This is a genomic window from Acetobacterium malicum subsp. dehalogenans DSM 11527, assembly GCF_000472665.1.
GTDB classification, from domain to species: domain Bacteria; phylum Bacillota; class Clostridia; order Eubacteriales; family Eubacteriaceae; genus Acetobacterium; species Acetobacterium malicum.
In genome coordinates, this window is the sequence record NZ_AXAC01000008.1 from 41,089 (window position 1) to 66,708 (window position 25,620).

General features: G+C 46.6%; 22 protein-coding genes and 2 riboswitches. Of the genes, 12 read left to right on the plus strand and 10 right to left on the minus strand.

The annotated features are described in order from the left end of the window. Window positions 1-10 precede the first annotated feature (10 nt). Complete coding sequence (locus tag A3KS_RS0104640; protein WP_026393930.1) at window positions 11-1,885, minus strand: FAD-dependent oxidoreductase; 1,875 nt, start codon at window positions 1,883-1,885, stop codon at window positions 11-13. Between the two features lie 223 nt (window positions 1,886-2,108). Here A3KS_RS0104640 and A3KS_RS0104645 point away from each other — a divergent pair, with 223 nt between their 5' ends. Continuing rightward, window positions 2,109-3,455, plus strand: coding sequence for a DUF2252 domain-containing protein (locus A3KS_RS0104645; protein WP_051355656.1), 1,347 nt, complete (start codon window positions 2,109-2,111; stop codon window positions 3,453-3,455). Window positions 3,456-3,546: 91 nt separating this feature from the next. On the opposite strand, the gene gshAB is transcribed toward A3KS_RS0104645, so the two are convergent. After that, the gene (gene gshAB / locus A3KS_RS0104650) at window positions 3,547-4,536 is read right to left on the minus strand and encodes a bifunctional glutamate--cysteine ligase GshA/glutathione synthetase GshB (protein ID WP_026393932.1); all 990 of its coding nucleotides are present in this window, start codon (window positions 4,534-4,536) and stop codon (window positions 3,547-3,549) included. Between the two features lie 168 nt (window positions 4,537-4,704). Further along, the gene (locus tag A3KS_RS0104655) at window positions 4,705-6,384 is read right to left on the minus strand and encodes a dynamin family protein (protein ID WP_026393933.1); all 1,680 of its coding nucleotides are present in this window, start codon (window positions 6,382-6,384) and stop codon (window positions 4,705-4,707) included. Window positions 6,385-6,474: 90 nt separating this feature from the next. Beyond that, window positions 6,475-6,545: riboswitch (Fluoride riboswitch) on the minus strand. A 141-nt stretch (window positions 6,546-6,686) separates the two neighbouring features. Then, window positions 6,687-6,746: riboswitch (Fluoride riboswitch) on the plus strand. A 101-nt stretch (window positions 6,747-6,847) separates the two neighbouring features. On the opposite strand from A3KS_RS0104655, the gene A3KS_RS20035 reads away from it, so the two are divergent. Further along, window positions 6,848-7,282 carry a fluoride efflux transporter FluC gene (locus A3KS_RS20035; protein ID WP_051355657.1) on the plus strand — a complete coding sequence of 145 codons (435 nt, stop codon included), beginning with the start codon at window positions 6,848-6,850 and terminating at the stop codon, window positions 7,280-7,282. Between the two features lie 15 nt (window positions 7,283-7,297). Continuing rightward, window positions 7,298-7,663, plus strand: a complete 366-nt coding sequence (crcB, locus tag A3KS_RS0104665) for a fluoride efflux transporter CrcB (protein WP_026393934.1) — start codon at window positions 7,298-7,300, stop codon at window positions 7,661-7,663. Window positions 7,664-7,685: 22 nt separating this feature from the next. Here the strand turns inward: crcB and A3KS_RS0104670 are convergent, their stop codons facing one another. The 3 genes from A3KS_RS0104670 to A3KS_RS0104680 form a co-directional block, all read right to left on the minus strand. Beyond that, a complete protein-coding gene (locus tag A3KS_RS0104670) occupies window positions 7,686-9,998 on the minus strand; it encodes a putative bifunctional diguanylate cyclase/phosphodiesterase (RefSeq protein WP_026393935.1) in 2,313 nt (770 codons plus the stop codon). A gap of 163 nt (window positions 9,999-10,161) precedes the next feature. Beyond that, window positions 10,162-11,121: a D-2-hydroxyacid dehydrogenase gene (locus A3KS_RS0104675; protein WP_026393936.1), complete on the minus strand. Its 960-nt coding sequence runs from the start codon at window positions 11,119-11,121 to the stop codon at window positions 10,162-10,164. A 54-nt stretch (window positions 11,122-11,175) separates the two neighbouring features. Then, window positions 11,176-11,499 (minus strand): cupin domain-containing protein, encoded by a 324-nt coding sequence (locus A3KS_RS0104680; protein WP_026393937.1) that lies wholly within the window; start codon window positions 11,497-11,499, stop codon window positions 11,176-11,178. Window positions 11,500-11,736: 237 nt separating this feature from the next. On the opposite strand from A3KS_RS0104680, the gene A3KS_RS0104685 reads away from it, so the two are divergent. The 7 genes from A3KS_RS0104685 (at window position 11,737) to A3KS_RS20045 (ending at window position 18,464) form a co-directional block, all read left to right on the plus strand. Next, on the plus strand, window positions 11,737-12,864 hold the full coding sequence (locus A3KS_RS0104685) for a helix-turn-helix domain-containing protein (protein WP_026393938.1): 1,128 nt from the start codon (window positions 11,737-11,739) through the stop codon (window positions 12,862-12,864). Continuing rightward, window positions 12,861-13,736, plus strand: a complete 876-nt coding sequence (locus tag A3KS_RS20040) for a CPBP family intramembrane glutamic endopeptidase (protein WP_051355658.1) — start codon at window positions 12,861-12,863, stop codon at window positions 13,734-13,736. The genes A3KS_RS0104685 and A3KS_RS20040 overlap by 4 nt, the downstream gene beginning before the upstream one ends. Before the next feature lie 658 nt (window positions 13,737-14,394). After that, entirely contained in the window at window positions 14,395-15,186 is a 792-nt protein-coding gene (locus tag A3KS_RS0104700) for an ABC transporter substrate-binding protein (protein ID WP_026393940.1), read from the plus strand. A gap of 187 nt (window positions 15,187-15,373) precedes the next feature. Beyond that, the gene (locus tag A3KS_RS0104705) at window positions 15,374-16,054 is read left to right on the plus strand and encodes an amino acid ABC transporter permease (RefSeq protein WP_035355263.1); all 681 of its coding nucleotides are present in this window, start codon (window positions 15,374-15,376) and stop codon (window positions 16,052-16,054) included. A gap of 9 nt (window positions 16,055-16,063) precedes the next feature. Next, window positions 16,064-16,783, plus strand: a complete 720-nt coding sequence (locus A3KS_RS0104710; protein WP_026393942.1) for an amino acid ABC transporter ATP-binding protein — start codon at window positions 16,064-16,066, stop codon at window positions 16,781-16,783. A gap of 123 nt (window positions 16,784-16,906) precedes the next feature. After that, a complete protein-coding gene (locus A3KS_RS0104715) occupies window positions 16,907-17,260 on the plus strand; it encodes a P-II family nitrogen regulator (protein ID WP_026393943.1) in 354 nt (117 codons plus the stop codon). Next, window positions 17,250-18,464: a cation:proton antiporter gene (locus A3KS_RS20045; RefSeq protein WP_242834737.1), complete on the plus strand. Its 1,215-nt coding sequence runs from the start codon at window positions 17,250-17,252 to the stop codon at window positions 18,462-18,464. The genes A3KS_RS0104715 and A3KS_RS20045 overlap by 11 nt, the downstream gene beginning before the upstream one ends. A 93-nt stretch (window positions 18,465-18,557) precedes the next feature. On the opposite strand, the gene A3KS_RS20050 is transcribed toward A3KS_RS20045, so the two are convergent. Genes A3KS_RS20050 through A3KS_RS23995 form a run of 3 tightly spaced genes read right to left on the minus strand, consistent with a single transcriptional unit; the run spans window position 18,558 to window position 21,041 of the window. Next, window positions 18,558-19,514, minus strand: coding sequence for an ABC transporter ATP-binding protein (locus A3KS_RS20050; RefSeq protein WP_084504886.1), 957 nt, complete (start codon window positions 19,512-19,514; stop codon window positions 18,558-18,560). Window positions 19,515-19,518: 4 nt separating this feature from the next. Continuing rightward, the gene (locus A3KS_RS23990; protein WP_035355269.1) at window positions 19,519-20,403 is read right to left on the minus strand and encodes a glycine betaine ABC transporter substrate-binding protein; all 885 of its coding nucleotides are present in this window, start codon (window positions 20,401-20,403) and stop codon (window positions 19,519-19,521) included. Further along, window positions 20,400-21,041, minus strand: coding sequence for an ABC transporter permease (locus tag A3KS_RS23995; RefSeq protein WP_035355272.1), 642 nt, complete (start codon window positions 21,039-21,041; stop codon window positions 20,400-20,402). The genes A3KS_RS23990 and A3KS_RS23995 overlap by 4 nt, the downstream gene beginning before the upstream one ends. 291 nt (window positions 21,042-21,332) lie before the next feature. On the opposite strand from A3KS_RS23995, the gene A3KS_RS0104735 reads away from it, so the two are divergent. Together A3KS_RS0104735 and A3KS_RS0104740 are read left to right on the plus strand one after the other, a co-directional pair. Then, a complete protein-coding gene (locus A3KS_RS0104735; RefSeq protein WP_026393944.1) occupies window positions 21,333-21,836 on the plus strand; it encodes a flavodoxin family protein in 504 nt (167 codons plus the stop codon). Continuing rightward, window positions 21,833-22,465 carry an NADPH-dependent FMN reductase family protein gene (locus A3KS_RS0104740; protein ID WP_026393945.1) on the plus strand — a complete coding sequence of 211 codons (633 nt, stop codon included), beginning with the start codon at window positions 21,833-21,835 and terminating at the stop codon, window positions 22,463-22,465. The genes A3KS_RS0104735 and A3KS_RS0104740 overlap by 4 nt, the downstream gene beginning before the upstream one ends. Before the next feature lie 54 nt (window positions 22,466-22,519). Here the strand turns inward: A3KS_RS0104740 and A3KS_RS0104745 are convergent, their stop codons facing one another. Beyond that, window positions 22,520-25,579, minus strand: coding sequence for an EAL domain-containing protein (locus A3KS_RS0104745; RefSeq protein WP_051355659.1), 3,060 nt, complete (start codon window positions 25,577-25,579; stop codon window positions 22,520-22,522). Window positions 25,580-25,620 lie beyond the last annotated feature (41 nt).

Here is a 25,620-nt window from a genome sequence, read left to right on the forward strand (position 1 = left end):
CCACCTCCATCTAGCCCAGCAACCCATCGATCACCGCCTGGATCGCCACCGGCTTACCGTTTCTGGTGTTCTGAATGCAGCGGCTTTCGCAAAGGGCCAGATCCAACGGCGTTGTTTCAATCCTGATCTGGTGTTCAGCGCAATAGGCTTCCAGCCGTTTCCTGGCGCCGACCAGATTCCCCACCGTAACCCGGCGCATGATACCGCGGATATCCAGATCCCGGCCCCGGGCTTGCATCCCAATCGAGCAATAGGGATGCTCACAGTATTCACAGCGGGAGGCCTTCTGCATCAGGATTCGGATTTCGGCCGGGACATCGGCATAGAGTTTTTCGGCGGTCACCGGTTTGTCAAGGATTCGTACCATCTTCTTGCGCTCTGGCTGATAGACATAGGGCCGCAGACCCCGTTTTTTGAGCACGGCATTGGCCGCCGAAATCCCCGATGTGGTCACGGTTGGCGTGCCAGTACCCATCACCGTCGATTCGCCGCAGCAAAACAGATTGTCCCATTCGGTCCGGGTATGGAGCCGCTTGAACATATGCTGCCCCAGCATCTGTTTGGGACCGGCCACCGCCCCACCATTTTTATTGGTATAACGCTCGATCGTCCGGGGCGTGGCCAGTTCGACGTAACGGATTGCTTCGCCAAAGCCGGGAAAGCGGTTTTCCAGCACTGCGATCAGCCGGTCTTTTTCCAGCACTTTTCTGGCCAGATAATCGGCTTCCTCACCCTGTTGCCAGTTTTCAAAGCTGGGGCCGATGGCCAGCACCACATGGCTACTGGCATCACAGAGGGTCTGGTCATCAAGACTGGAAATATAGACGGTAATCTCACTTTCGTCGAGACAGTCCGGATTGCCCACCAGCATTTCCACCGGCTCGCTGTCCGGCGGGATCACCGCTTTGTCGACCTGGGCATAGAGCACCACACTGGGATAGGTAGGCACCTGTCGGGCTGCCCAGCGGGCCCGTTCCAGACTCAGATTGGGCCGATCGATGAGTTTGCCATATAAATTCCAGACCGTTCCCGAATAGATCAGATCCCGGCCAAATAATTTTTCACCACTGCTCAGTTCCACCCCCACCGGCCGGCTATGCTCAAAAATAATCCGGGTCACTGCTTGTTCCAGCACCATCGTACCCTTATTTTCTTCAATCACCTGCTCCAGCTTGCCCGGCAGAAAAATGGTGGAACCGGCGGGATAATAGCTGCCACCGACATGGTTATCGACAAACATCACCGCGGCCAGCACCGCCGGAGCTTCTTCCAGCGTGGCATAGCAATAGGTGGAAGTGATCTTGTCAAAAAATTTGAAAATTTCCGGATCACTGAAATAAGCCGCCAACAGACTGCGGGCACTTTTATTTAAATAACCCAGAAACCGGGCATAGGACAGCGGGTGTTTGATCAGACTTTTAAGGGCGCCCCGGGCTTCTGTTTCATCCGGGGTGGTATAATTGGGATTGGTTACCATCACATCGCCATACATTTTTTCCAGATCCCGGTAAAAACGCCGGATATTGGCTTGTTCCGAGGGGAACACCGTGCCCAGCTGCGCGGCGAAATCATCGATATCAGCCCCAAAGCGAATCACATGGCCCTTGAAATGCATGCAGTAAAGCAACTCATGTTTGACCACCTCAATCGGTTCCTCGAGACAATCAAAAACAAAGCGATGGGCGTTAAAGCCCTGATCACCAAAGCCGAACAGCATCGCCGCCCCAATATCAAAGGTCACCCCATTGCGTTTAAACACCCCGCAGGAACCACCGGGATTATAGCTTTTTTCAACCACTGCCACCTTCAAACCGCTTTTCGAAAGTAAACTCCCGGCCGTCAGACCAGCTAAGCCGCCACCAATAATAATCGCATCGTATTCCATAACTCTTCCCTCTTTGTGCTCGTTTTTTTGTTATTGTTATCTATTCATACCCCGAATCATTACAATTACGCCCGCAGCAGCGTGCAATTTTTTAGAGATTCTGATCAGCCTTTGTTTATTCTGGCCATCAATAGGTATAATAAAACTACCAGAAGGCAAGCCGCTTGTTTAAGGTTTAGCCGTTACATCATCACTGCTCCCCAATTTATCACCGGAGGTAAAAATGATTTTATATGGACTCAATCCCCATCAAATGATCCCCACAGCCCAGGCCCTGCGGCAAAAAGGCAAAGCCGCCCGGTCCGTTGTCAGCTTTGTAAACCAAGGTACCTTTAATCCAGTTAACCGGGATGTCAATATGATGATCGACGAGCAAAACCGCACCCGGCTGCCCGAACTCATCGATCTACGGCGGGAACGGATGGCGGTATCGCCCTTCACCTTTTACCGCGGCACTGCCCTGATCATGGCCCATGACCTGGCTCAGCAGGCCATCACTGGGGCGCCGCTGGTAATCTGCGGCGATGCCCATATCAACAATTTCGGACTGTACGCCTCCCCCGAACGACGGCTGGTTTTTGACCTCAACGACTTCGACGAGGCCGCCCCCGGCCCCTGGGAATGGGATTTGAAGCGCCTCGTCACCAGCATTATCCTTTGTGGCGAAGATCTGGGAATGACCGATGCTCAGGTCAAGGAAGCGGCCACCAAAGCCACTTTCCACTATCGCTACGGCCTCCGCAAACTGCTGGAAACCAGCTCCATGCATCGCTTTTATAGTAGCATCGGCGAAGATGACATTCTCGATTCAGTGTCCAAAAAAAGCAGGAATGCCTATAAGAAAGTCATCAAAAAAGCCAAAAACCGCAACTCGCAACAGGTAATTTCAAAAATGACCCAAAACGACGCCTATGGCCGCCGGGTTTTTACTGAAAATCCACCGGTCCTCACCCATCTGGATGCCGGTCTGGCCGGCGAGGTTGAAGCCGCCTTTGAAGCCTATAGGCAAACCGTTCGCCCGGATATCGCGCTGCTATTATCCCAGCATCTTTTGACAGACGTGGCCCGGCGGGTTGTCGGCGTCGGCAGTGTCGGCACCCGCTGTTATCTGCTGGTGTTAACCTGTGAAAATGCCAGCCACCTGGTGCTCCAGATCAAAGAAGCCTCCCAATCGGTGGTGTCCCGCTATAACCCGATTGTCGGCTCCCCCCTGAGAAAGCTCACCCCCGAACAGAACAACGGCCTGCGTGTTATCACCTGTCAGCAGATTCTGCAGGCCTACTCGGATCCTTTTCTGGGACACTTTCAGGCCAACGGTCGGGATTTTTACGTCCGTCAATTCCGGGATATGAAGGGCTCCTTTGAAATGAATGAATTGACCAGTCAGGGCTTTCTTGATTACGTCGAAGGCTGTGGCCTGATGCTGGCCCGGGCTCACGCCCAAAGTCCCAACGCCAACTACGTGGCCGGCTACATGGGCAAGTCCACGGCCTTTGAAAAAGCCATCGTCAAGTGGTGCTATGGCTATTCCCGCCAGGTTTACCGGGATTACGATAATTTTGTCAAGTAGCTAACGCTTATAAAAAAAAGCACCCGTTAAACAGGTGCTGTGGTTATCGTTAAACTGTCGCTTATCTATTTCTAAACCGATCATTGACTGTTTAAAATCCCAGCAGATCCAGCACCTTGTCATCGACATGGCGGTTTTTGCCGACAAAGGGATAATTATGGATATGCAGAGCTGGATTGAAGTTAAGTTCGATAATGCTGTAGTTTGTTGCATCGGGTTTTTTTTGAATATCCCGGATGATGATATCGGCGCCACAGATCCGGGCACCGACTGCCTGGGCTGCTGCCACCGCAATAGCCTTGTAATCATCAATAATCTCGTCGGTAAAATCAAGACTGTCCCCACCAGTGCTAATATTGGAGTTTTCCCGGAGAAAGACGGTTTCGTCATTCTCCGGAATGGTCTCGATGGATTTAGTCTGCTCACTGAGAAAAGCAATTTCAGTTTTTCCAAGCTGGATCTTTTCAAGAGGGGTAACATATCCCTTTCCCCGCAGCGGATCCTGGTTTTTTTCAGTCACCAACGCTTCAATGGTATGAACCCCATCCCCCACCACGTTGGCCGGAACCCGGTGGAGAATCCCCACTACCTCATCGCCGATTACTAGAAACCGATACTCTTTGCCAGGCACGAATTCTTCAATCAATACCGATGTATCATGACTAAAAGCGTTGATTACCGCCGTCCGATAACAGTTTTCACACTGAAGATTTTTATGAATGACAATCCCCAGGCCAAAATTGGCGGATTTGGGCTTCACCACAATGTCTTTGCCCCGGAATTCTTCATAATGGGCCATCGCTTCAGCCGCCGATTTGACCTTGATCCCGGCCGGCACGTTGATGCCCTTCTCCCGCAGCACCAGCTTGGTGACTTCTTTATTTTCCATGATCAGCGGGGCGATATAGGTGTCGGCCGATGTCCGGGTGGCCTGTTTGACATATTCAATTTTATCGCCTTTTGTAAGCCGGATAAAATTATCCTCAAGATCCAGGATCTCAACCTCAATCCCTCTGTGCTCGGCCGCGTTAATCAGCATCGCCGTTGACAATTCCAAGCCGTTATGATTATTTATAAACATCGTGCCCACTTTCTGAAAGAGATGCTGTTATATTCATCTTTTCCTGTTAATATCATTATTATCTCATAACTCTCTGTTTTTATTATAACGCTAATGGCAATATTTTTAAATATCCGATTGCGAGTAAAATTATCACCGCCGTTATCGTTGATGGACCTACAATTTATTTCAAAGTTCTAATAACATAAAGGTTAACTGCTGGCTAATGGCATCCAGTTCTTTGATTCGATCACCCAGTTGTTTTGAGGTATCTTCTTTATCGGTAATGACCCGATTGACCAGCTCGCTGAGTTCCTGTTTCAGTGTAGTCGATTCCCGCTCCAGCACCGCCTTAAAATCCCGGACGCTCTCGCGGATCTTGTACTGATAATTATAGATCATGTTGTTGATATTGTGCTCCACGTCGGTCTGCATTTTGCTCAGATAACGGGTGTATATTTTTTTATTGGCGTAACCCCGGGGCATCAGGTAAACCAGATCATTCATGTCCACCAAAAATGCCGCCGGCTTCTGATTGACCTTGACATAGAAATCATCCCGAGAGGACAGGGTATGTACGGTAGTGTCAACCTGATAGTTAATACCGAAGAGTTCCGCCACCACTTTGCTCAAAAAGGCCTTCAGATCATCAATTTTCTGGTTGAGCAGCTCAACCAGATCTTCGTACCCCGACGAAAGGCTGGTTAGACCCCGCTCGCTGAGGTCATTGAGCTGGGCAGATAACTGGTTTTCCAGTAGCGTCATCAACACATTTTCCAGTTCTTTAGGTTTCGCCTCCCGATTCTTTTCATAAGCGGCGGCCATTGCCACTGTCAGTTTTTCCCGAATGCCGGCGGAACCGTCCTGTAACTCGGTCCGAATCTGCTCCAATAGCTCATCAATATGGCGCAGCAGATAAAAGGTGGCATCTTTGGTAATCTGATCCAGACTGCCCAGCTTCTCTTCCAGTTCCCGGCGTTTTTCCTCCAGATTTTTAAGGGGCATGCCGTAAGCCCGGCGGTACAATTCCAGGTGGGAAAGGGCCACCCCCAGTACCTCCCGAAACTTGATTTGCACCGATTCGATAATGATCTGATCGGCAGAAACTTTGATATCTTCTGATATTTTCGCAAATAACTCAGCCATCCCCACTTTGGTTTTGGCACTAATGGCAAAAAGTTCGATGGTATCGACGGCCATAATCTCACAGAGAATATCATGACAATAACCCAGATATGCTTCCAGATCCGCCGGGCTGATGGTGTCGATCTTATTAATCGCAAAGTAGAATTTGGCGGCGTAATTTCTGGCTTCAACTAAAAATTCCCGCTCGATTTCGTTAATTGGACTATCCACCGAGAGCATAAAAATAATCGCGTCGCTATCCTTCATAAAGGCATAGGCTTCATCGGTATTGTTCTGATGAATGGATCCCACCCCGGGGGTATCCACCAGTGTGATGCCGTCTTTGAGAAAATCATCGGGCAGAAACAGATTGACAAAGGAAACCCCCTTCTGGTTGTTGGGGTTCTGCTGTTCGGCAATATACCCCACCAGTTGTTCCAGTGCCACCGTCTGACTCTCCCCGGTTTTAAAATGAACCTCAGCTAATTCTTCGCCATACGAAATTTTAGTGGCCACGGAGGTTACCGGAATGATCCCAACCGGCAACACCGCCGCTTCCAACACCCCATTGATAAACGAAGTTTTCCCCCGCTTAAACTGACCAATCACCGAAATGACCAGCTCGCGGTTGGCAATTTTTGTTTTAAGATTTTCAATTTTCCTGATGTCCTCCTCGCATACCCCAGTTACCTGCAGCAAAGCTGTTACATCATTAATTGTTGTCATCATATTTTTTTTGATCATCCACAATTCCTCTCTGCATCGGGTCTTTTGACTGTAGCTAGTGTTCATCGTATGACTTTTGCACAAATCAAAAAAGCCGATGCTCCTGTATGATTAACAGAAGTCATCAGCGTGTCAGCATTTTGGCCGGAGCCAGGGCGAACTTCATCACCTGTTTTATTAGTTTAATCGATTCAGCCGAGAATTTCAATCGCTAATTATTATATTACCCAAATTTGACGGCAATTATTCACAATTTAATTTTGATTTCGATTTCAGCCCCACCTTTTATTGACACGATTATTGCCTCATGATAACATTATTTCAAACAAGGTGATGGAGTTCACCTGAATTGCTTATCAGCTGATGACTCCTGCAGGATTTGTAATGCTGCAGGTTTTTTATTGTCTGAAATAACCATACCTTACAATAAATAAAACCCTTCGTGTCAAACTATTTGTTCACTTGAGTCAGGAGGACTGTTATGAAAAAATATTATTTTATCGCCGCTGGCGGCGCTGTTGGCGCGCTGCTGCGGTTCGAGCTCAAAAACGCTCCCACTCTTTTTCAATCGGCGGATCAGCTGATTAATCTGGCCTTGACCATTCTGGTGATCAACCTGATTGGTTGCCTGATTCTGGGGATGCTCAATGCCGTCTTCTCAAAAACTGAACGGATCAGCACCGATGTCAAGCTAGGCTTAACCGCTGGACTGGTGGGCGCCTTTACCACCTACTCAACCTTCTGCAAAGAAAGTCTGAATATTCTCGATGCCGGCTATCTGCGCTTTTTTTGTTACTATGTGGCAGCCTCGATTATCCTGGGAGTCGGTGCTGTTTACCTGGGCCATCTGATCGGTCATCATATTTTGCATCCGGTTGGCAAAAATCTGGTCGCCCGCTTCAGCATCGATTATTAAAAAGGAAAACATCTCATGGAAACTTTATGCGTCATTGTCGGCGGTGCTTTAGGTAGCACCACCCGCTATTATCTGGGCAAACGGTTTGCCTCCCGGCACCAGCACATTCCGGTCGGGACCTTTGTGATCAACGTGTCTGGCGCCTTTCTTCTCGGTGTCGTCACCGGTTTTGATATTTCAGCCCTGCTTTACGGTTTATTTGCCGAAGGCTTTCTGGGGGCTTACACCACCTTTTCCACCTTTATGTTTGAGGACTTTGTGCTGCTCCAGAATAATCGAATCCTCAGTGCCATTGTCTATGTACTGGCAACGCTGGTCTTGAGTTTTCTGGCTTTTTATGGCGGATTCCTGATTTCAGGCGCACTAATTATTGGGGTGTGACCATCACCGGACAGCACCGTTTTTATCGGTTTTTCTGCATGGAAAAATAATATTCCTCAAAATCATCTGCCGCCAACGGACGGCTGAAAAAATAGCCCTGAATAAAATCGCAGCCGTATTTTTTTAAGAATTCCAGTTGTTCTCTGGTCTCGACACCCTCTGCCACAACCTGTATTCCCAAACCATGGATAATTGTAATCATCGATTCAGCGATCATTTGCTCCCGCTCATCCATGACCATATTGGAAATCAGCGAGCGATCCAATTTAATAATGTCCAGGGGCAGATCCTTCATGCAACCGAAGGAAGAATAGCCGGTTCCAAAATCATCCAACGCCAGTTTGACGCCAATTCCTTTTAAATCATAAAAAACTTTGCGAAGTTCGTCGGTATCACGAATCAAAATGCTTTCGGTTATTTCCAGCTTGATGCTGGTGGGTTTGATACCCGCTGCGCGAATGCCGCTAACAACTGACCCGACCAGCTCGGTTCCGCGATTTTCAAATGACAATAGCGAAACGTTGATGCTGACGGTCATATCCATAATCCCCATCTTTTCCCATCGCCTGACCGTTTGGCAGGCTGCCCCGATGACCCAATCGGTGATTGGAATGATCAGTTTTGTTTTTTCAGCAATCGGAATAAAATCAAGCGGAGAAATCCGTCCCAGATAGGGATGTTCCCATCTGAGTAACGCTTCGGCGTGATTAATGACCTCGTTATGGATATCATAAATGGGCTGGTAATGAAGTTCAAACTCACCCTTTTCAAGGGCAATCTTCAAATCTTTTTCCAAAATTGCCTCCCTGGTTCGGGATTGATCCATTTCTGGAATATATCTGACAATTTTATTTTTTTCTTTTTTGGCCACATATAATGCGGTATCAGCATTTTTGACGGTCTGTTCCAAATCTTCTGTTTCCGAGCCCATTCCGATGCCAATGCTGGCGGTTAAATAGAAAAGCCGTTTGGCCACAATAAACTGAGTTGAAATTGTCTTCAACAGCCGTAATGCCAGGCCTTGAACCGACTGATAGTCACTGGACTCAACAATAATGACAAACTCATCCCCGCCATATCGATAAACTAAACCATTACTATCAACACTTTTTAGAATTCTGGTTGCCATGTCCAGCAGAACATCATCACCTTCCTGATGTCCCAAAGCATCATTGATCACCCGGAAATTATCGATATTGATGATAATCACTGACTTTTGCTGTTTATCGGTTTTCCCGTCCAGAAACTTCTGCCTCAGCGCTTTTCGGTTTAGCAAGCCAGTCAGCGGATCGTGGAAATCAATATAACGGATTTGTTCTTCTTTCATCTTTCGTTCATTAATATTTCGGCTCGAACTGACAATCTCGATCTCTCTTTGAGCATTATAACGAAATCGGGATGCGGTCTCAACCCAGATAGTTTCGCCATTTTTACACGGTTGCTGGATCTCATAGATATAGGTCTTGGGAACATCCGGTTCAGCGATAAATTCTTTTTTCCTTACGGATATTTCTTCCATAAATTTAGGGGCACTGTTAAAAGCCAATTTATCAACAAAGTTCTCCATCATTGCTTCTTCTACTGTATACCCTCGCAGATCCCGAATGGATGGGCTAATATACACAAATTTTCCCAAATCCACATTGAATACCCAGATAACATCGGCCGTTGTATCAGCCAACAATCGATATTTTTCTTCACTGGCTGCCAGTGATGTCCTGGAATCCAGGATTTCCCGAGTCTGGTTTTCCAGACCATCATAAATCATATTGTATAAAAATACCAAAACGATAATAATGATCTGAGCAGTGATCGCATTGACCAGCCAGAAATTGCCGTACATTTCAATGGGCAAACCTTCCAAAATACCAGCCAGGTGCATCAACGTCAAAACAGAGAAAATGACCAGATTAATCGCAAAAAAGACCTTATTCTGTCGCTTATTTAATAAGGACACTGCCAGTACAAAGGAAAAGATTACACTGATCATCCCCGCACCCATGGGGCCCGTATAAATCAGCAAAACGATGCTGATCACGTAGATACTGATGATGACAAGATACTTTCTCGTGTCAATCTTCAATTTCTTTTTACTGACCGCAAATACAATGATGGCAAAGATCGATGCCTCAATTATGGCAAGCAGCGTATTTCCAGCAGTATAGAACAAATATGCGCCATAAATAAGGATTGGGCCACATAAAAAAACGAGCGAAAATGACAACAGTGAAAAGATTCTGTTTTTCCAGAATTCGATGCCGTTGCTATCACCATTTATATCAAATTCCCGGAATATCAGTGTCGCAAAAAAACTTCTTATTTTTTCTCTGTCCATCAGGGTTTATCCTTTTCGTTTAATCACGTTAAAAAATTTGTGTTCTAAAATAATAGGTGAATTATACCACGAAAGTATTTTTCATAATACTATTATTCATTTCATCTACTAAAAAAGACGTCGTTTGTATTTAACATAAACGACGCTTTTTTTATTCGGTTATTCAACCGTTCACTCTATTCCTGATGTCGCCACGACGAAAGTGGATCAGATTATCCACAGCAATGTCCATCAGTCGCTGCCGGCTTTCGCGAGGGGCCCAGGAAATATGCGGCGTGATGATGATGTTTTTGGCCTGAAGCAACGGGTTGGTCAGTTTAATCGGCTCGGTGGAGACCACATCTACCGCTGCGCCCCCCACCTTGCCAATGTTGAGTGCATCACGTAAATCCTCTTCAACAATTAGCTGGCCCCGGGAATTATTGATAATCAGGACTCCGGTTTTCATCTTGGCAATATTTTTAGCATTGATGATCCCCCGGGTTTCGGCAAACAGCGGGCAATGGAGGACGATCACATCGGCTGCTGCAAACAATTCGTCCTGGGTTACATATTGGCAACTTTCTGATTCCAGTTCCGGGTATTTATTGATGTCATTAGCCAGTACCTTCATTCCCAGAGCCTGGGCAATGTGTCCGGTGCGCTGGCCGATTTTTCCAAAGCCAATGATTCCCATGGTTTTTCCGCTCAGTTCAATCAACGGATAATTCCAGAAGCACCAGTCCGGGTTAATGGTCCAGTTACCAGAAAGCACCGACCCGGAATGATCACCAACCCGATGGCACAATTCCATTAACAACGCAATAGCAAACTGCGACACCGCATAGGTGCCATAGGTGGGAATATTGGTCACGGTAATGCCCCGTTCACTGGCAGCTGCCACATCCACCACATTATAGCCGGTAGCCAACACTCCTATGTATTTAATCTGTTGACAAGCAGCCAGCGTTCCTTTGCTGATCGGGGTTTTATTCGTAAAGACTATTTCCGCATCACCAATTCGCTGGCAAACCTCCGCTTCGGTGGTCCGGTCATAAACCGTTAGCTGCCCCAATTTTTCCAGACTGTCCCAGCTGAGATCGCCGGGATTTAATGTATATCCGTCTAAAACGACTATTTTCATTTCGGTCACCTGTTTCTGTACGATTTTATATGCTCACTTTTGTCATTTTCTTTTTTATTCGGGTAGTACATCCGGTGGTGGCGCCTTGATTAGGATCAGCTCCAAGGTCTCCGGGTTGAAGTTATTAAGATTCATTTTGGTATTTACCGGTATTTTTAAAACAGTGCCCGCCGGATAGGCATAATAATCCTGGTCATCCAGCTGCAGCGAGACAATCCCCCGCACCACTGTCATATAGACCACAGCGTTAGTATAATGCTCAGGGAAACCGTCACTCTGCTTAATAATCACATGCATATAATGAAGGTTTTCATCCAGAATAATCTTTTCAACCACCTTGTCATTTCCGCCCGTCAGTTTAAAAATCTGCTCAACCATTGTATTTCTCCTTTTCTGTTTGCTCCTGCAATCATTCTGACAATTCGATGTTAGTTTTATACCCTATTTTGATCAATTTAAAAGACCCTGGTCATTAATAACTTGTATTCGTTTAAGCGCTCTATTTTTTATGCATCACAATAGAATCACCTATTGGTTGATTCTATCAACCATAATCAACTGTAAATCCATTGTGCTTTTTTCTCAAAGGTTCTATAATCAGGGTGAGGTGATGAAATGAAAGAACTTAACATTGGCAAAATAATTGTCGCCAAGCGTCGCGAAAAGGGCCTGACCCAGGAAGATCTGGCCGCTTATATCGGGGTTTCCAAGGCCTCGGTTTCTAAGTGGGAAACCGGCCAGAGCTACCCGGATATTACCTTACTGCCTCAGCTTAGCGCTTATTTTAATATTAGTATCGATGATCTGATGGGTTATTCGCCCCAGCTGACGACGTCAGATATCAAAGCGCTGTATCATCGGTTGGCTAATGATTTTGCAACCAGACCGGTGGCCGAGGTGCTGGTCGAATGCGAAACCATCATTAAAAAATACTACTCCTGTTTTCCGCTGCTACTGCAGATGGCCGTACTTCTGGCCAACCATCATATGCTGGCAGCAGATCCGGAAAGCGACAAGACGATACTGGATCAGGCAGTCACGCTGTGCCAGCGAATCAGAGCCGAAAGCGATGACCGAATCCTGGCTCGGGATGCCATCTCGGTTGAGGGTACCTGCTATCTGATGCTCAACCAGCCTACTCAGATCATGGAACTGCTAGGTGAAGCCGTCCACCCCTTCCCCACCGATACCGAAATGCTGGCCCAGGCTTATCAGATGGCCGGTAATCCGGATAAAGCCAAACAGGTGCTACAGATCAGCAGCTACCAACATTTGCTGTTTCTGGTTTCGACGGCTTCCGCCTATCTGATGCTGAATGCCAAAGATCTTGGCCAGGTCGAAACGATTTTGACCCGCACCCTCGGGGTCGCCAAGCTTTATGATCTCGATGCCCTCCACCCCAATACCATGGCTCAAGTTTATCACGCCGCCGCCCAGGTCTACGCCATTCATCAGAATGCTGACACCACCCTGGCGTATTTGTCAAATTATACCCAGGTCTGCGTTTCTGATTTTTTTCCCTATGCCCTTCACGGCGATGACTATTTTGACGCCATTCAGCCCTGGTTTGAAACATTTGACCTGGGAGTTGGCCCGCCTCGCAGTGAAGAGGTCATCAAACAAAGCATGGTGGATGGCCTGGTAGCCAATCCCCTGTTTGACTTTCTAAAAGCAGACCACCGCTTTCAGGATCTGGTTAGACAATTGGAAGCTCATTTAAACAACAAAGGAGACAATCAATGAAACGACTCGGAATATTTTTAGGATTAACTTTTTTTCTGACCTGGACCCTGGAATTCGCTTTAATGGCCAATGGAGGGTTGGCCAGCAGCTATAGCATTTTTGTGCTATCAGCGGTAATGCTGATGCCGGCTATTTCGGTGGTGGCAACCCGGCTGATTACCAGGGAAGGATTTAAAGATTTTGGCCTCAAGCCCCATCTGAGAGGTAATGTCCGCTATTATCTGATCGCCTGGTTTGGGCCGGCCTTGCTGATTGCGTTGGGCGCACTGATCTATTTTCTGCTGTTCCCCGGTCAGTTTGACCCCACCATGAGTCAGATGGCCAGCCTCTATGTGGCTCAGGGTGTATCCCTGCCAGAAGGTACGCTATTTACCATCTTTATTGCTCAGTTGCTACTTGGCATCTTCCTGGCCCCGCTGCTTAACATTATCACCACCTCCGGCGAAGAAATCGGCTGGCGCGGTTATCTGCTGCCCAAGCTGATGGAAAGCTACAGCCCCCGGGTTTCGATTATTATTACCGGGGTCATCTGGGGTTTGTGGCATGCGCCGATCATTGCTATGGGGCATAATTACGGCACCGGCTATTCCACCGCACCCTGGGGCGGGATTCTGGCGATGGTCGTCTTCTGTTTGTTTATTGGTTCCTTTTTCTCATTTCTGGCAATTCGCACCAAAAGCTTTTTGCCGGCTTCGATCGCCCATGGTTCCCTGAATGGCTTTGCCGCGATATCAATCTGGTTTACCCTGGGAACCCCCAGCCCCTTTCTCGGGCCCTCGCCCACCGGCGTCATCGGTGGCATCGGCTTAATTATCGTGGGTATCATCTGTTTTATTCTGATTGGAGCAAAAAAATCAGAATTGCCAAAATAATTCATCAATTGGAAAGTCGCTTATTGTCATTTTTACAGGCAAACAACAAGCGATTCTGCAAATTTTCATCGATATTTCATTAATCCGTTACTAGTATCTTAAACAATACTAATACCACTATTAATTTAATTTCTTCTTATTATATATACGAATTCTAACGTAACAAAAACAGTTTAATATCATAAAATTTAAACTGTTTTACGGTAATTAATGATTTTAAGTTGACATAATCATATAGCTTTGATATAATGTGATCAATAAAGTTGTGAAGTATGTACTTTGAGTAGTTTTCTCGGTGAGCTTGTTTACGTGTTGAAAAACGTGGAAATATGTAAGCCGGGAGCTTAATAAATGAAATCTGTACAGAAAAACATTTTATGGAACTGGGGCTTGTGTAGGATCGTGAGGTCATACACTATACTATTGGGCAATTTTGTCATAAATGGTATATTGTGAGTTATTTTTATAGCGAAGCTGGGGCACTCTAACTCTGTATTTTCAGAGTTGGAGTGCCCTTTTTTTATAGATTTTTCCTTTAAGATTTTGGATTTCTCTACGAACTCGGTATACATTGCTTTTCCTTGATTTTAATCACTCAATCGAGAAAGGATAATAATCAAGTTAATATAAATTTACTACTTACATTCAGGAGGAAAAAATGAAAAAGAAAAAATTAGTGATAATGGTTTTAGGCGTGTTGCTGGCCGGTGTTTTAAGTGGCTGTTCCGGAGCATCCGCTGACGAAACCACCTATTCAAAGATTATGGTAAAGGGTGAGATGACCTTTGCGATGACTGGTGCCTATCCCCCCTTTAACTACATCGATGAAAATGGTGCTCTGGCCGGATTTGATATTGAAATCGCAAATGCCATCGCCGCAAAAATGGGGGTTACGGCCAAGCCCATCACCGTCGAATGGGACGGCATCATCGGCGGCCTGACTGGAAATCGCTTTGATATGATTATCGGCAGTATGGCAGTAACTGATGAACGCCTGAAACAGGTTAGCTTTAGTGATCCTTACTACTATGACGGGGCGCAGTTCTTTGCCAAAGCCGGTTCCGGTTTAAACAACATCAGCGAACTGGAAAATGGCAAGGTCGGCGTTGTTACCGGTACCACCTTCCATGAATATTTAGACGGGATGACAAACATTGCCGAAATTCTTCAATTCCAGAGTGACGTCGATAACTTTAAAAGCGTCGATCAGGGCCGTTCCGATGGGCTGGTTACCAGCAAGGTCGTTGGTGCTCGCGCTCCGATCGATTATGGGGTCGCCATCGAGCCGGTCGGTGATCTGCTTTATACTGAAAATATCGCCATCGCGATCCGTCAGGATGATAAGGAGCTGCTGGAAGCTGTTAACAAGGCCCTGGCCGCCATCATTGCCGATGGTACCTATGCCGAAATCAGCAATCGCTGGTTTGGTATGAACATTCTTGAAAAATAACAGTGATGCATTCAGGCAGTCCGAATCTTAACCGAACTGCCTGAACCCATTTAAATCGGATCCGGGTGGATCTGAATGAAACCAAATCTAAAACTGTGACATCCGTGTCTTTTTATAGAGACGACACGGATGTCATCATTTTATGGTTATTTTAATTACTACTTATTCAAAAAACAGGAGGTATCCAATGGATGCTATCATCAATAATAGTATCGAATTTTTTAAAACCGTGGTGGAATTTGCGCCGAAGTTTATTCCCGGCGTTATATTAACCCTACAACTGGCGTTCTTTTCAATCATTCTGGGGATGATTATCGGTCTGGTGGTGGCCGTTTTAAAACTGACCAAATACAAGTGGCTTAAAAAAATCATGGACGTCTATATCACCATCGTTCGGGGGACCCCGCTCTTACTCCAATTGTATTTTATCTTTTATGGGCTCCCCAGCCTGGGGATTATGATTGACTCATTCCCCTCGGCGATCATTGCCCTGGCCCTGCATAACGGCGCCTACATCAGCGAAATCTTCCGGGGTTCCATCGAATCCATCGACTATGGCCAGCGGGAAGCTGCCCGGTCGCTGGGTATGACCAAATGGCAGGCAATGAAGCGAGTGGTGCTGCCCCAGGCGTTTAAGCGCTCTGTTCCGGCTTTGGGTAATCAGTTTATCATTGCCGTCAAGGACTCTTCCCTAGCCAGTGTAATCACGATCACCGAAACAATGCTGCTGGCCCGCCAGTTTGGCGCCGCCACCTTTAATGTCTTCCCGATTTATTTCACCGCCGGGGTATACTACCTGATTATAACCATGGGACTGACAAAAGTTCTCAGCATCGTTGAACAAAAGTTAAAAGTAAATGAGAGGTAAACAATGAGCATGATCGAAATAAAAAATTTACACAAGTATTTTGGCGACCTGGAAGTGTTACGCGGCATCGATTTAACCGTTGACGAAAGTGAGGTCGTCTGTCTGATTGGTTCCAGTGGATCGGGAAAAAGCACCCTGCTGCGCTGTATCAATTTTCTGGAAGAGAAAAACGAGGGTGAAATCTATATTGATGGGCAATTGGTGACGGCCAAAGACATCAATCAAATCCGCCAGAAGGTCGGCATGGTTTTTCAGCGTTTTAACCTTTTCCCCCATATGACGGTGCTCCAAAATGTGATGGAAGGTCCCATCACGGTTAAAAAAATGGATCAAAAAAAAGCCCGGGAGCTGGCCATGGCATTGCTTGAAAAGGTTAATCTGCTGGATAAGGCCGACGAATACCCGGCCATGCTTTCCGGTGGACAGCAGCAGCGGGTAGCGATCGCCCGCTCTTTAGCGATGGAGCCGAAGGTGATTCTTTTTGACGAACCGACCTCAGCTCTCGATCCGGAGTTGGTCGGCGAGGTTTTGGGGGTCATGAATGACCTCGCTAAAGAAGGCCGAACGATGATTATTGTGACCCACGAAATGGGCTTTGCCAAGGAAGTAGCAGATCGGGTCATTTTTATTCATGAAGGTCAGATTGCTGAAGAAGGCACTCCGGAAGATATTTTTGATCGCCCGGAAAATGAACGACTGCAGAACTTTCTGGGCCAAATTTTAGTCTAGGTTTCCTTTTTGCCAGGGTTCATCAGTCAATTCTTCAAACCAATCTTTTTTGAACTTCTTGATATTAAGTGCTATACTGATAGCGACAGACATTTTTATCACGATCAAAAGAGGAGGAAATCAATGAAGTTACTTGTTTATGTCTTAAGTCAGCCGGACAAACTGGATGCACTGCTGGCAGCCTTGGCGACCAAACGAATATGCGGAGCCACAGTTCTGGAAAGCCGGGGCATGGCCCGACACCTCAGCCATCTCCACGATGCAGATGAAATCCCCATTCTCAGTTCATTAAGGTCGTTTCTCAATCCGGAAGTGGCTCAAGGTAATGTAATTTTTGTCATTCTCGAAGATGAAAAAATAGGCCAGGTCGTCGAAGTGATTGAGTCCACAGTCGCCCATCTGGATGAACCGGATTCGGGTATTGTCTTCACTATCCCCATCGATTTCGCGAAAGGTCTGTGTTCAATTGGAAGCTAAACTTATCATTGAAATAGCGATTATGTTGTTAGCCGGAATCCTGCTGGGACGATTGGCCAAACAATTCAAAATGCCCAATGTCACCGGATACCTGTTTGCCGGACTTATTTTGGGACCTTCGTTTCTCAATCTCATCTCGATTGATATGGTCAACGGTTTTGTGGTGATCTCAGATATTGCCCTGGGTTTCATCGCCTTTTCCATCGGTAGCCAGTTTGACCTCAACTATTTCCGAAAGGTCGGGATCGCTCCGATTGTGATTGCCACGGCAGAAGCGCTGATGGCGGTGATTCTGGTCACTCTGGTGCTGATACTTTTCGGTTTTGATCCCAAACTTGCGATCATGCTGGGCGCGATTGCCGCCGCCACCGCTCCGGCTCAAACCATTATGGTAATCAAGCAATATGATGCCAAAGGCCCTCTGACCTCGATGCTGATGAGCGTCGTCGCGATTGATGACGCGATTGCTCTGATCGCCTTTGGTTTTGCGGCAACCATCGTCAACGCCATGAATTCAACCGTTGAAACAAGCCTGATCCTCTCGATTCTGGCCCCTTTTTATGAGGTCATTATTTCGTTTGTGCTGGGCGCCGCGGCGGGAATCCTGATGAAACTGTTTTTTCGGTTTTTCAAGAAACCCTCCAATCAAATCTGCATCGTCATTGCGATGATTCTACTGACCTACTGGGTCGCTGATTTGCTTCATGGTTCCCCATTACTGGCTTGCATGGCTCTGGGCGGTGTCCTGGTCAACATTTACCGCGATCATATCGATGCCTTGATGAAAACCACCGATGCTTTTACTCCACCCATTTTCATGGTCTTTTTTGTCATCTCCGGGGCCGGATTTCAAGTTTCCGCCCTGCCTGCGATTGGACTGATCGGAATCATCTATGTGGTTGTCCGGGTTATCGGCAAAATGGCTGGGGCCTGGTTTGGTGGCAAAATCAGCCATCAGAACGAAAATATCTGCAAATATCTGGGACCAACCCTGATGCCCCAGGCCGGCGTCGCGCTAGGACTGGTGGTCGTTGCTGCTAAAATAGTTCCCCTTTATGCCGAACAGATCCAGGTCGTTATTTTATGTTCCACCTTCATTTATTCAGTGATCGGTCCGATTGCCGCCAAATATGCCCTGGTCAGAGCCGGCGAAATCACACTGCCCGAGACCAGACCGATATCCCCTAGCAAAATTCATTCCTAAAACAGCAATGGCGATGCTTCCTTCTAAATAGGAAGTATCGCCATTGTTAATTTATTTCCAGTACCAGCGTGTTACTTAGACCTGACAGCCTTTTTAAAACTTCAATCGTGATAAACAGCTCAAATCAAAGGCGCCCACAACTCGGCCGGCAGCATCCCGGACGCCAATCTGATTGACGCCGTTTTCCAGACAGATCCGGATGCCGACAATCAGCGGATCATCGGCTCTGACCCACAGGGTCATCTCTTTTTCAGCGGCATTGCCGTTCGTGCTACAATTAAAGGGACAAACCACCTGTTCGATTTTGACAATGTTTAAATAAGATAAGAACCCCTTGTTACCGATAAAATCATCGGCAAAATGGCTCTTGCTATGAAAGACAATCGCATCCCGGGAACCCACTTCCATGATTTCACCCTGATTCATCACCACGATTTTGGTCCCCAGCTTGATGGCTTCCTCGATGTCGTGGGTGACAAAGACAATGGTTTTATTGAGGGTTTGATAAATCCGAATAATCTCATCCTGAAGCACCCCCCGATTAATCTGGTCCACCGCGCCCAACGGCTCGTCCATTAAAATAATTTCCGGATCGGCCGCCAGGGCCCGGGCAATGCCGACCCGCTGCTTCTGGCCGCCGCTTAATTCGTTGGGATATTTAGGCAGATAATCTTCATCGAGACCGACCAGTTGGATTAACTCCCGGGCCCGTTGCTTTTTTACGGTTTCGCCGGCCTTTTGAATATCCAGGGCATAGGCAATATTTTTTTCAATAGACAAATGGGGAAACAGCCCCACCTGCTGGATGACGTAACCAATATTTCGCTTCAGGGTAATCGGATCCCACGCTTTGAGCTCTTTCCCCTTGATCCGGATTTCTCCGCTGTCTGGCTGAATCAGGCCGTTCATCATTTTTAACAGGGTCGTTTTACCGCAACCGGAAGGGCCAATCAGCACCACAAACTCGCCCTGTGAAACGGTCAGGCTCAAATTCCGGATAATTGGTTTCTTAGCTTCATACTGCTGGCTGACATCACGAAACTCGATCATCGGATTATAACAAGCCCTTGGCTTTCAGGAATTCAGCGGCAACGTCACCGGCATCCCGGTTTTCTTTTTCCACAAAATAATTCATCTGCTGCATTTCTTCGTCACTGATCTGCCCCGCCAGCTGATTAAGAATGGCTTCAAGTTCCGGGTATTTGTCGAGGGTTTCCTGACGGATCACGGTGGCGGCTTCATAGGCCGGGAAGAAGCCTTTATCGTCTTTTAGCACCTTTAAATCATATTCGGCCAGTAGTCCGTCCGTAGAAAAGTTATTGATCACATCGACCTGACCCTCGCCGATGGCCTTGTATTTCAGACCGATGTCCAGTTCTTTGGTTTCCTTGAAATTAAAGCCATAGGCCATCACTAAACCGGGGTAACCGTCTTCCCGTTCATAAAAATCATATTCCGAACCCAGTACCAGACCGGCACTTTGAGCCGCCAGATCTGAAAAAGTATTAATGCCCATACTATCAGCTTTGGTTTTATCCATCGCCAGGGCGTAGGTGTCATTAAAGCCATAGCGATCCAGCCAGACAAAATTGTATTTTTCCTGATACTGGCTTTTAACCCCTTCGTAAAGGGTTTGTGGATCAGTCACCAGGTCATTTTTCAGGACAAACAGCCAGCCGGTACCGGTATATTCCGGGTACATGTCGATTTCTCCGGTTTCCATGGCTGGCTGAATATTGGAGGTTCCGCCGCCAATCCCCATCTTATACTCCACCTTGATATCAGAATTGGCTTCAATCAGCTGGCCCATCATTTCGGCGATGATATAGCTTTCGGCCATTGGTTTTGACGCGATAACCACCTTCTTTTCCTCGGTTTGACAACCGGCCGCTAAAAATACCAGCACGACGATTAATGCTAAACTGCTCCACTTTTTCATTTTGTCCTCCTTAATAATCTTTTTTCAATTACTCCTAATATACCATCGGCGACAAAGGCCAGCAAGGCCACCAGCAAACTGCCGGCCACCGTCATTTCATCAAAATTTGTGGTAATGCCCCGCCAGATCGCCACCCCCAAGCCACCAGCGCCGATAAAAGAAGCAATCCCGGCCAGCGCAATCGTCATGACCACCATGTTGCGGATCCCGGCGATAATCACCGGCAGCGCCAGCGGAAACTGGATCTTTGACAGCAACTGCCAGGGGGTACTGCCCATCCCCACCGCCGCCTCGAGAATCTGATCGTCCACCTCGATCAGCCCGACATAGGTATTGCGGATCACCGGCAACAGTCCATAAATCACCAGGGCGATGATCGCGGTGGTATTGCCGATGCCGGTGATTGAAACAAAAAAACCGAACATCGCTATTGAGGGAATGGTATAGAGCACGTTGGTCAGACCAATCACTACGCTGGCGGCTTTTTTTGATTTGGAAATCAGAATCCCGGTGGTAACCCCCACCACCGTAATGATCACAATCGCAATCAGACTCAGCATCAGATGTTGCAGCAGCAGTTCAATAAAAAAGTCGCTGCGGGTTTGCAGTAATTCGCCTAAATTTTTAATGAATTCCATCGATATTTCCGTCTCTTTCCAGTTATTTTCTCACTCCCGTTGAAGTTTAATTACTAGCTCTGAACAACCAGGCTATTAAAAAAACATGTTACTACGTTACCATTGATACCCTAAAAAACAAGATTCAAGCAACGCCGCGCTCAAAAGCTCTTTGTATCACAGCTTTATCGTCGTAATTTTTGGGGGGAATACCTCACAAAAGTTCTTATATTTTTATTTAAATATGAATATCTCCTCCTCATTTGGGTAGGCATCTAATAGGATTAAGATTCACACCCGAAAGGAGAACCAATGAAACTAATCATTCACGACTTAAACCAGAGTGAAGCTGATCGTTTATTCGGACAACATCCTGACGACGCAATCTTAATTGGAAAAGATCAGGAAATTCACCAATGTGTTGGCTGTTTTGGCTGCTGGATTGAAACACCAGGGCTTTGCAAAATAAAAGATGACTTCAGCGATATTGGCAAACGGATGGCCCAGAGTGATGAGGTTGAAATCATCAGCCATTGCCTTTACGGCGGTTTCAGTCCCTTTGTCAAAAACGTGCTGGATCGCACCCTACCTTATCATCAACCCTATTTCACAATCAGAGATGGTGAAATGCATCAGAAAGACCGATATAAAAATCATGTGAATCTATCCGTTCGGTTTTATGGTGAAGACATCACCTTACCTGAAAAAACAACTGCTGAAAGGTTTGTGGAGTATAACGGGGTCGACCTCCACGCCCAGTCCCATACCGTAAGCTTTTACAAAAATCTGGAAGAAATGGAGGCTCAGCGACGATGAAAATCGGATTAATCAACGGTAGTCCCAAGGCCATGGGCAGTACCTCGGAAGTGTTGCTTGATGAACTGAAGACACTGCTCCCGCCAGATCATGATCTGGTCAGTTTCGGCATCCATCATGCGATGCTGGGGGTCAACCAGTTAGAAGACATCGCCAGCTGCGATGTGCTGGTCTTTGCCTTACCGATGTATATGGGCGGTATTCCTTCTCATCTGCTGCATTGTTTGATTCAACTGGAAAAATCACTAACTGAATCTCCCCATGACATTACCGTTTATACCATTGTTAACAATGGTCACTATGAAGGCAGCCAGAATGAGACCACCATCGCGATGATGAAAAACTGGACCCACCGGGCCCATCTCAAATGGGGTCAGGGCATCGGCATCGGGTCAGGTGTTATGATTGCCATGGCTAAAGATGTAGCCCTGGGACATGGATCAAAAAAAAATCTGGCCCATCCCTACAGTACCTTTGTCAATAACCTGCTTGACCGGGAATCCGGCGATAACCTCTACGTCAATCCTACCTATCCCCGTTTCGCATTAATACAGGGCGCCAATCACGGTTGGACCAAGCAGGGCAAGGCTCATGGATTACGAAAAAAAGATTTAACCATTGCTCCCTAAAGTAAAAGGCCTCCACAAAAGTGGAGGCCTTTTATACTAATGCTCATTTAGTAATTATTTTAACGCTTCAAAGTCGACGGCACTCACTGGTCGATCGCAGTAATAGCCTTGTACTTCATCGCAGCCCTTTTTCTTAAGAAAAATGAGTTGCGCTTCCGTCTCCACCCCTTCAGCAATCACCCGCAGGCCCAACTTTTTCGCCAGGTTGATCATCACTGAAATAATCGATTCATCTTTGGGATTCACTCCGATTCCCCGGATAAAAGGCCGATCGATTTTAATGCTGTCAATCGGCAGATCTTTTAACCGACTCAGCGAAGAAAACTCGGTGCCAAAATCATCAATACTGATACGCACACCCAGGGCTTTCAACTGGTGCAGGGTCTCGATCACATCCTGGGACTCCTCCATGGCAGTACTTTCGGTGATTTCCAGCTCCAGATATCGGGGCTCCAGGCCAGTTTGGGTTAGACAATTCTGAACCATGGTGGTCAGATCGCCGCGAAACTGCTCCACCGACAGATTCACCGCCACCGGCATCGGTTTAAATCCATGATCCTGCCAGGTTTTATTCTGGGCACAGGCCGTCATCAGGACCCATTCGCCGACCACTGTCATCAGACCATTCTGCTCCGCAAAGGGAATAAACACCTCTGGCAATACCAGTCCCAGTTCCGGATGCTCCCACCGGAGCAGAGCTTCACAGCCAACCATAGTCAGACTTTCCGTCGCAACTTTGGGCTGATAGTGCAGATAAAGCTCTTGTCGCTCCAAAGCCCGATGCAGACTGTTAGTCAGGATCATTTTCTCCCGGACATCCTTTTTCATGGCTTCTGAACAAAAGACCACCTGACCTTTACCCTTTTTTTTGGCATCATACATCGCCAGATCGGCATGTTTGATCAGCGCCTGGACGGTTTCCCCATCTTCCGGGAAAACCGCAATCCCGCCACTCCCGGAAATATAGAATTCCTGTTCACCAAGACTCACTGGTTGGTGGAAGACCGTCATCAATTCATTTGCCACCTTTACCAGTTCGCTTTTATGGGTCAGCTGCGAAACCAGAATCAGAAATTCATCACCACCAAACCGTGCCAGTGAATCGCATTTTCTGAGACGATCCGACAAGCGTCTGCCGATCCGGTTAAGCAGATGATCTCCCCAGTCATGCCCCATAGTGTCGTTAACTTCCTTGAAGCCATCGATATCAATAAAGATCACCCCGAGCGAATTTCCACTGGTCTTAGCCATTTCAATGCACTTTTCCAACCGTTCATGAAACAGTACCCGATTTGGTAAACCAGTGAGACCATCGTAATAAGCCCGGCAGTGCATTTCTTTTTCGTTTTCAATCTTTCCGATGGCATCGCCCAGAATATTGGCCAGCACTCTCAGCAATTCCGGGTCATCCATCCGTCTGGATTTGTTTCCGCGGATCTTATCAAATCCTAAAAAACCGATGATTTTTTCTTTGTTTTGAATCGGAATAAGTAGCAGTGATTGTATTTCCGCCGCTTTCATTTTTTCTTTTTCCCGCATTGCTTCGGCGGGCAACTCATCACAAGATGTTACATAAACCAACTCATTATTAAATAGTTTTCGGGAAAACCATGGATAACTTGAGCTCTGAATATTTCCGTCTTGCTGTACTGAGGGAAAATGACCCTCTGCCAACCACTCATCTGTGCAGATAATCGCTCCCGTTTCTTCGCAACTCTGTACCAGATAAACGCGATCGGATTTCATGATTTCACCGCTTGTTTTTAACAGATCCTGGACCTTTTCGTCAAAGTTGCTGGTTGACACCGATACAAAATGGGTGGTCACCTGGGAAATCATCTTCTGAAAACCAACTTGCCGGTCATTTTCTTTGAGTCTGGCAATGTAAATCCGATTGGTATAGCCTGCCAGCAGAATGGCAACGACGCAAATGAAAAATCTGGCCAGATAATCTGGTGTCCCGATATGAGCCCACTGATCCGGTTTCCATAACCAGATGAACAAAGCCGAAGTAAGCATTGCCAAGGCAAAATGAACAAACATTTTTGTTCGATTTATAATAATGGTCGTCATCAGTAACAGCAGGGGCACCGTCCACACTGTATTAGATAAACTATCCACCGGTTTTAAAAGCATCAGGAGGATGGCAACAGTCATAATCCCGGTCATAATCTGATCCTGGTTTTTTGTTGATAACCCGGAAAAGGGCAGGCTATAAATGCACAGGCCCAGTACCAGATTTGCTGTGCTTACCAGCATAACCCGCCATAATACGGTTGGGTGCAAAAAGAAGTGCCCGAGATTTAAAACACTTATCACAACAAATATTATCGCGATATATCGAAACAGCGCAAAGTGGGCATCATTGCTGAGAATTTCACTGAGCTTCACAACTTTTGTTTCTGTATCAGGAACCATCAATTTGTACTTTCTGATAGCATAGGCAAAAGCCAGCACCGGTATGAGAATAATTATCGGTGCAATGGAGGGAATTTTATAGGTCAGCATGTTGTTTGCCAACATTTCGGATCCTGTTCCCAGGGCAATCGAAATAGAAAAGGCCAGCAGTAAGGAGAACGCCTGCTGCCGCTTTTGCGGGTCCGGAGATGTGCGATACCATTTCAATAAAACGCCCAGTGTAATCAGCGAAAAACTCAGATAATAAAGGTTATAAAAGATATCCCAGAAGTTGTTGACTGGAATATTTCCCCAGCCAGCCGGGGTCTGGACCAGATTATATTGGGCGTCGGCCAAATCAGGAACCAGCGAAAAAACAGCAATGGTGATGGCTGCTGGCAGATAGATAGCCACGCGTATATATGGGGAAAGCAGCAGTTCCTGCTTTTCTGTTAAAATAAGCATAAAATGCAACATAAAACTAAAAGCGATTCCCCACCCTAATGCGGCAATCCGACGCCAGATCAGGACACTGTCAACATCATTCAGAGAATTAGAAAAAGCAAAAGCTAAGGACCAGATTGCATAGCTCATACATAACCAGAAAAAAACCTGATTAAGCCTTACTTTTTTGTTACGAAACAAACAAAAAAATCCCAAACAACTATACAGGATAAAGGTTAAATAGAACAGCATCGAAATTTGGTTTTGTAACATTTTTATCCCCTTAACAGTCATAATCCGGAAATTTTATAATT

Bases quoted from the DNA above. Each gene is read 5' to 3' on its own strand.
- A3KS_RS0104640 (WP_026393930.1), bottom strand. From the start codon at position 1,885: ATGGAATACGATGCGATTATTATTGGTGGCGGCTTAGCTGGTCTGACG.
- A3KS_RS0104645 (WP_051355656.1), top strand. From the start codon at position 2,109: ATGATTTTATATGGACTCAATCCCCATCAAATGATCCCCACAGCCCAG.
- gshAB (WP_026393932.1), bottom strand. From the start codon at position 4,536: ATGTTTATAAATAATCATAACGGCTTGGAATTGTCAACGGCGATGCTG.
- A3KS_RS0104655 (WP_026393933.1), bottom strand. From the start codon at position 6,384: ATGATCAAAAAAAATATGATGACAACAATTAATGATGTAACAGCTTTG.
- A3KS_RS20035 (WP_051355657.1), top strand. From the start codon at position 6,848: ATGAAAAAATATTATTTTATCGCCGCTGGCGGCGCTGTTGGCGCGCTG.
- crcB (WP_026393934.1), top strand. From the start codon at position 7,298: ATGGAAACTTTATGCGTCATTGTCGGCGGTGCTTTAGGTAGCACCACC.
- A3KS_RS0104670 (WP_026393935.1), bottom strand. From the start codon at position 9,998: ATGGACAGAGAAAAAATAAGAAGTTTTTTTGCGACACTGATATTCCGG.
- A3KS_RS0104675 (WP_026393936.1), bottom strand. From the start codon at position 11,121: ATGAAAATAGTCGTTTTAGACGGATATACATTAAATCCCGGCGATCTC.
- A3KS_RS0104680 (WP_026393937.1), bottom strand. From the start codon at position 11,499: ATGGTTGAGCAGATTTTTAAACTGACGGGCGGAAATGACAAGGTGGTT.
- A3KS_RS0104685 (WP_026393938.1), top strand. From the start codon at position 11,737: ATGAAAGAACTTAACATTGGCAAAATAATTGTCGCCAAGCGTCGCGAA.
- A3KS_RS20040 (WP_051355658.1), top strand. From the start codon at position 12,861: ATGAAACGACTCGGAATATTTTTAGGATTAACTTTTTTTCTGACCTGG.
- A3KS_RS0104700 (WP_026393940.1), top strand. From the start codon at position 14,395: ATGAAAAAGAAAAAATTAGTGATAATGGTTTTAGGCGTGTTGCTGGCC.
- A3KS_RS0104705 (WP_035355263.1), top strand. From the start codon at position 15,374: ATGGATGCTATCATCAATAATAGTATCGAATTTTTTAAAACCGTGGTG.
- A3KS_RS0104710 (WP_026393942.1), top strand. From the start codon at position 16,064: ATGATCGAAATAAAAAATTTACACAAGTATTTTGGCGACCTGGAAGTG.
- A3KS_RS0104715 (WP_026393943.1), top strand. From the start codon at position 16,907: ATGAAGTTACTTGTTTATGTCTTAAGTCAGCCGGACAAACTGGATGCA.
- A3KS_RS20050 (WP_084504886.1), bottom strand. From the start codon at position 19,514: ATGATCGAGTTTCGTGATGTCAGCCAGCAGTATGAAGCTAAGAAACCA.
- A3KS_RS23990 (WP_035355269.1), bottom strand. From the start codon at position 20,403: ATGAAAAAGTGGAGCAGTTTAGCATTAATCGTCGTGCTGGTATTTTTA.
- A3KS_RS23995 (WP_035355272.1), bottom strand. From the start codon at position 21,041: ATGGAATTCATTAAAAATTTAGGCGAATTACTGCAAACCCGCAGCGAC.
- A3KS_RS0104735 (WP_026393944.1), top strand. From the start codon at position 21,333: ATGAAACTAATCATTCACGACTTAAACCAGAGTGAAGCTGATCGTTTA.
- A3KS_RS0104740 (WP_026393945.1), top strand. From the start codon at position 21,833: ATGAAAATCGGATTAATCAACGGTAGTCCCAAGGCCATGGGCAGTACC.
- A3KS_RS0104745 (WP_051355659.1), bottom strand. From the start codon at position 25,579: ATGTTACAAAACCAAATTTCGATGCTGTTCTATTTAACCTTTATCCTG.